At 65.4% G+C, this 6,237-nt stretch carries 2 protein-coding genes and 1 pseudogene; all 3 read left to right on the top strand.

The genetic code is table 11. The features are described from left to right. Positions 1-573: 573 nt before the first annotated feature. On the top strand, positions 574-2,844 hold the full coding sequence (glgB, locus tag JX283_RS07690) for a 1,4-alpha-glucan branching protein GlgB (protein WP_204830052.1): 2,271 nt from the start codon (positions 574-576) through the stop codon (positions 2,842-2,844). Between the two features lie 36 nt (positions 2,845-2,880). Beyond that, positions 2,881-5,325 (top strand): annotated as a pseudogene (locus JX283_RS07685) (glycogen/starch/alpha-glucan phosphorylase). Between the two features lie 65 nt (positions 5,326-5,390). Then, a partial coding sequence (locus JX283_RS07680; protein ID WP_204830051.1) for a sugar phosphate nucleotidyltransferase occupies positions 5,391-6,237 on the top strand: 847 nt, incomplete at its 3' end.

Raw genomic sequence — 6,237 nt, 5'->3', positions numbered from 1 at the left:
GGTCTGCCCCGTCTGCGGCCACCCGCAGTCCTACTTCCAGCAGCGCGCCGTCAACTACTAAGGCGCCCGGCCCAAGGCCGCTCCCTGGATTCGAGCCCGGTCCCTCCTCGGAGGGGCCGGGCTTTTCTCGGCTTCCGGCTCGCCCCGACCCCGGCCCGGTCCTTCCCATCGCCCCATCGCCCTTGGCGGGGGGGGTGCCGACGCCCTTCCCGGGTCACTTTTTTATTCGGTACCTAACTAAGCCCTTTGAAAAAGCAAGGGATATAGTGTGAAAAAATGTCTCCCATCCATGGTCAACCCCGATGGTCACCAACGGTTTATCGTCGGTTTCGCCCCGATTGACCCTATTTGCAAAGAAAAAGTAATACTGGGATGCACCAGCGGAAACAACGGTTTTTGGGGGGCATTTCGGCAAAAATCGCAGTGGGAGGCGCTGTTTTACTTGTATATGTGGGATGCACCGGGTATCGTAGGCTCACGTAATCGCAAAATACCCTGAAGAGCGTCGGGCAGCAGCCTGAACGGAGGGCCGGGTTCTGTGGGGCCGCGGCCGCAGAGAAGGGAGGGCGCTTCATGGGCGCCACCGAACACACCATCACCAAAGACGACCTTTACCTGCTGGCCAAGGGCGACTGGAACCGCAGCTGGGAGAAGATGGGTGCCCACAGGGCCACCGTCGACGGCCGGGACGGCTACACCTTCGCCGTGNGGGCCCCCGGCGTCCGCAANGTNACCGTCATCGGCGAGTTCAACGAGTGGAACACCGAGGCAGACCCCCTGACCGAGACCCCTAACGGCGGCGTGTGGCAGGGCTTCGTCCCCGGCGCCGCCGAGGGCCAGCTGTACAAGTTCTACATCCTGTGCGACGACGGCTCCGAGCAGTACAAGGCCGACCCCTACGCCTTCTGGAGCGAGTGCCCCCCGGGAACCGCCTCCCGCCTCGCCGACCTCTCCGGCCACGTGTGGAAGGACGGCCTGTGGATGGGCCGCCGCGGCCGTACGGACCACTTCAAGCGCCCCCTCAACATCTACGAGGTGCACCTGGGCTCCTGGAGGCGCCACGACGACGGCCTCGACGGCCTCGGCACCGGTGAGGGCGGCGGCTCCTACCTCACCTACGACGAGCTCTCCGAGGAGCTCGTGAGCTACGTGGCCGACATGGGCTACACCCACATCGAGCTCATGCCCGTCATGGAGCACCCCTTCGACGGCTCCTGGGGCTACCAGACCACCGGCTACTACGCCCCCACCGCCCGCTACGGCGACCCCTGCGCCTTCATGAACTTNGTGGACAGGTGCCACCAGGCCAACATCGGCGTCATCCTCGACTGGGTGCNCGGCGGCTTCTGCCGCGACATCCAGGGCCTCGTGCACTTCAACGGCCACAAGCTCTACGAGAAGGAGGAGCACCCCAACTGGGGCACCTACAAGTTCGACTACGCCCGCGGCGAGGTGCGCACCTTCCTGACCTCCAACGCCCTGTTCTGGCTCGAGGCCTACCACGCCGACGGCATCCGCATGGACGGCGTGACCTCCATGCTGTACCTGAACTTCGGCGTCGACGACCCCTCCCAGAAGAAGTTCAACGAGAAGGGNACCGAGGAGGACCTCGTCGCCATCGACTTCGTGCGCCACGTCAACGAGACCGTGGGCAAGTACCACCCCGACGCCATGATGATGGCCGAGGAGTCCACCGCGTGGCCCCTCGTGACCCGTCCCGCCGAGGTGGGTGGCCTGGGCTTCCACTACAAGTGGGACATGGGCTGGATGAACGACACCCTCAACTACTGCAAGACCGACTTCCCGTACCGCCCCGGCAACCACAACCTGCTCACGTTCTCGATGATGTACGCCTACTCCGAGAACTACGTCCTGCCGCTGTCACACGACGAGGTCGTGCACGGCAAGGCGTCCCTCATCCAGCGCCAACCCGGTGACTGGTGGCGCCAGTTCGCCGGCCTGCGCAACCTCGCCTTCTACCAGATGACCCACCCCGGCGCCAAGCTCAACTTCATGGGCAACGAGATCGCCCAGTTCATCGAGTGGCGCTACTACGAGGGGATCCAGTNGTTCCTCACCGACGAGTACGACACCCANCGCAAGTTCCAGCACTTCGTCNGCGAGCTCAACCGCTTNTTCCGCGACAACAAGGGCCTCTGGCAGCACAACTACGACGAGGGCGGCTTCGAGTNGATCGACGCCGACAACAGCGAGCAGTCCATCGTCTCCTACGTGCGCCACGGCGACCGCCCCGTGGACGACCGCGTGGTGGTCATCAACTTCGACCCGGCCACCCACGAGGAGTTCCGCCTCGGCGTGCCGCGCGAGGGCAACTACGTGGAGGTCTTCAACACCGACGCCGTGGAGTTCGGCGGNTCCGGCGTGATCAACGAGGGCACCCTCGTCTCCACGCCCACGGCCACCGACCGCTGCGAGGACTCCATCGTCCTGCGCGTGCCGCCCCTGGCCGGCGTGGTGCTCAAGCGCACCGGCAAGTCGTCCTACGTTGCCCCCAAGCCCAAGGCGGCGCCTAGGAAGGCCNCTCCCAAGAAGGTCGCGCCCGCCAAGAAGGCTCCGGCCAAGAAGGCGCCCGCCAAGGCCGCGGCGGAGAAGCCCGCCGCCTCCAAGCCGGCCGTGAAGAAGGACGGGGCCCCCAAGCCCGCGCCCAAGGCCGCCGCGCCCAAGGCCGAGGCCGCCAAGAAGGCCGAGCCCGTCGCCTCCGTCGCCGAGGCCCGCGTGAAGAAGGCCGCAGCCTCCGCCGCCAAGGCCGCCCCCGCCGCCAAGAAGGCTCCAGTCAAGAAAACGGCCGCCAAGAAGCCGTCCAAGCGCTCCACCATGCGCTAGGGGACAGCCCACACCACTTCGAGAGAGNGCGCATACATGAAAAACGAGATCTTCAAGGACACCGAGCAGTTCAAACGCGAGTACCGCCGCATGGTCGAGTNCGAGGTGGGCAAGGGCTTCGACGAGGCCGACGACCACGAGCGCTTCGCCGCCCTCTGCAAGCTCGTCGCCTTCCGCGCCCGCGCCATCCACGTGCGCAACGACAACGCCATCGAGGCTCAGCGCAAGAAGCGCGTCTTCTACTTCTCCCTCGAGTTCCTCATCGGCCCCCNNCTCGAGAACTACCTGCTCANCCTCGGCATCCTCGACACCGTGAGCGAGGGTCTCGCCGAGATGGGCACGAGCCTCGAGGCCGTCTCCTCCTGCGAGGTCGACCCCGGCCTCGGCAACGGCGGCCTCGGCCGCCTGGCCGCGTGCTTCCTCGACTCCATGGCCCACGAGGGCATCGCCGGCTACGGCAACGGCATGCGTTACCGCTACGGCCTGTTCCGCCAGGTCATCAAGGACGGCCGCCAGGTGGAGGAGACCGACAACTGGCTGGCCAAGGGCTACCCCTGGGAGGTGCGTCGCCCCGAGTCCGCCGTGCCGGTGACCTTTGGCGGTGAGGTGGTACGCCACGAGGAGGACGGTCGCTACTGGTTCACCCTGGAGGGCGGCGAGACCGTCAACGCCGTGCCCTACGACATCNCCGTGGTGGGTTACGGCGGCAACACCGTCAACAAGCTGCGTGTGTGGGCAGCCGAGCCCGTGGAGGAGCGCTTCGACCTCGACGCCTTCAACGAGGGCGCCTACGCCGACGCCTCCAAGTTCCGCACGGACGTCGAGGCCATCTCCACGATCCTCTACCCCAACGACGCCGGCGAGCACGGCCGCATCCTGCGCCTCAAGCAGGAGTACCTGTTCGTGGCAGCGGGTATCGGCTCCATCATGCGCACCTTCAAGCGCGAGCACACCGGCGCCGACGGCACCGTCGACTGGGCCGCGTTCCCCGAGGCCGTCGCCATCCACACCAACGACACCCACCCGGCCATGTGCGGAGCCGAGCTCCTCCGCGTGCTCGTGGACGAGGAGGGCCTGGACTACGACACCGCGNGGGGCATCGTCACCCGCTCCATCAGCTACACCAACCACACGGTGCTGCCCGAGGCCCTGGAGAAGTGGCCCATCGACGTCTTCNACCNCCNCNTGCCCCGNATCTACATGTGGATCGAGGAGATCGACCGCCGCTACCGCGAGGACTTCATGGTCNAGCACGGCGACCNCATGGACNTGCTGCGCGACACNGCCATCCTCTGGGACGGCCAGGTCCGCATGGCCAACCTGTCCATCATCTGCTCCCACTCCGTGAACGGCGTGGCCAAGATCCACACCGACATCCTGGAGCGCGAGGTCCTCAAGGACTTCTACGAGCTCACGCCCGAGAAGTTCAACAACAAGACCAACGGCATCTCGTTCCGCCGCTTCCTCGGCAACGCCAATCCCAGCTACTCGCGGCTCATCACCGACGCCATCGGCGACGGCTGGCTCGATGACGCCAGCGAGCTCAAGCGCCTCGAGGCCTTCTCAGCCGACCCGGTGTTCCTCGACGCCATGGCCGACTCCAAGCGCCTCAACAAGGAGCGCCTGGCCCGGTACGTGCGTGAGCAGACCGGCGTGGAGCTCGACTGCGACAGCGTCTTCGACGTCCAGGTGAAGCGCTTCCACGCCTACAAGCGCCAGCTGCTCAACATCTTCAAGGTGATGGACGTCTACAACCGCATCGTCGCCGACCCCTCCTACCGCCCCCGCCCGAGCTCCTTCATCTTCTCGGGCAAGGCCGCCCAGAGCTACACCTACGCCAAGGAGGTCATCCGCCTCATCAACTCTGTGGCCGACGTGGTCAACAACGACCCCCGTGCCAACGAGATGATCAAAGTAGCTTTCATCCCCAACTTCTCCGTGGGCAACGCCGAGCTCATCTACCCGGCCGCCGAGATCTCCGAGCAGATCTCCACCGCCGGCATGGAGGCCTCCGGCACGTCCAACATGAAGCTCATGGCCAACGGCGCCATCACCCTGGGCACCCTCGACGGTGCCAACGTCGAGATCGCCCAGCTGGCCGGCCGTGAGAACATCGAGATCTTCGGCCTCGAGGTGGCCGACGTCGAGGGCTACAAGTCCCGCGGCGACTACTTCGCCTGGGACGAGTACAACCGCGACCGCGACCGCCTCGGCCGCGTGGTCGACGAGCTCGTGGACGGCACCTTCGCCCGCCTGTCCGGCGACTTCAGCCTCATCCACGACGGCCTCATGCATCAGAACGACGCCGACTTCGTCCTCAAGGACTTCCGCCCCTACGTCTCGGCGTGGGAGCACCTGGGCGAGGTCTACGGCGACCGCCGCCGCTGGAACCGGATGGCGCTTGCAAATACTGCGAACTCCGGTTTCTTCAGCTCAGACCGAACCAACCGCGAGTACGCTGANGACATCTGGCACGTTTAGAGTATTTTCAAATTGANGGAGTGGCCGGCNCCGTCGGCCCCCTGACAGATCGGAAGGGGTATCAAATGAGCAAGAAGGAGTGCCTCGCCATGCTTCTTGCCGGCGGCCAAGGTTCCCGTCTCGGGGCTTTGACCCGGTCCATCGCCAAGCCCGNCGNGTCCTTCGNCNGNAAGTACCGCATCATCGACTTCGCGCTCTCCAACTGCGCCAACTCGGACATCAACACCGTCGGTGTCCTCACGCAGTACAGGCCCNACCTGCTCCACAGCTACATCGGGACCGGCGCGGCCTGGAACCTCGACGAGCGCGGCGCGGGCGTCTCNGTGCTCCCGCCGTTCGCCACCGAGGCTGGCGGCTCCTGGTACGCCGGCACGGCCGACGCCATCTACCAGAACCTCGGCTACATCGAGANCAACGACNCCGAGTACGTGCTCATCCTCTCGGGCNACCACNTGTACTCCATGGACTACCGTAAGATGCTGGACGTCCACATCAAGAACAACGCCGACCTCACCATCTCTGTCATGCCGGTGCCGTGGGACGAGGCCAGCCGCTTCGGCATCATCACCAAGGACGAGGACGACTCGGTGATCAAGTTCACCGAGAAGCCGGCCCAGCCCGACTCCAACCTCGCCTCCATGGGCATCTACATCTTCTCAACCGACCTCATGGTGCAGGCCCTCAAGGAGGACGCCGCCGATCCCGATTCCGAGCACGACTTCGGCAACAACATCATCCCGAAGATGCTCGAGGAGGGCCGTCGCATCTTCTGCTACGAGTTCAACGGCTTCTGGCGCGACGTCGGCACCATCTCGTCCTACCACGACACCGCCATGCAGCTGTTGGGCGCCAACCCGGAGTTCAACCTGTACAACAAGGACTTCCCGGTGATGAGCAACGCGCCCACCCGCC

The organism is Olsenella sp. CU969, from assembly GCF_905219715.1.
In the GTDB taxonomy this organism is placed as follows: Bacteria; Actinomycetota; Coriobacteriia; order Coriobacteriales; family Atopobiaceae; genus Granulimonas; species Granulimonas faecalis.
Note: the sequence above shows the minus strand (reverse complement) of the source record. Positions and strands in the feature narration are given on the sequence as shown.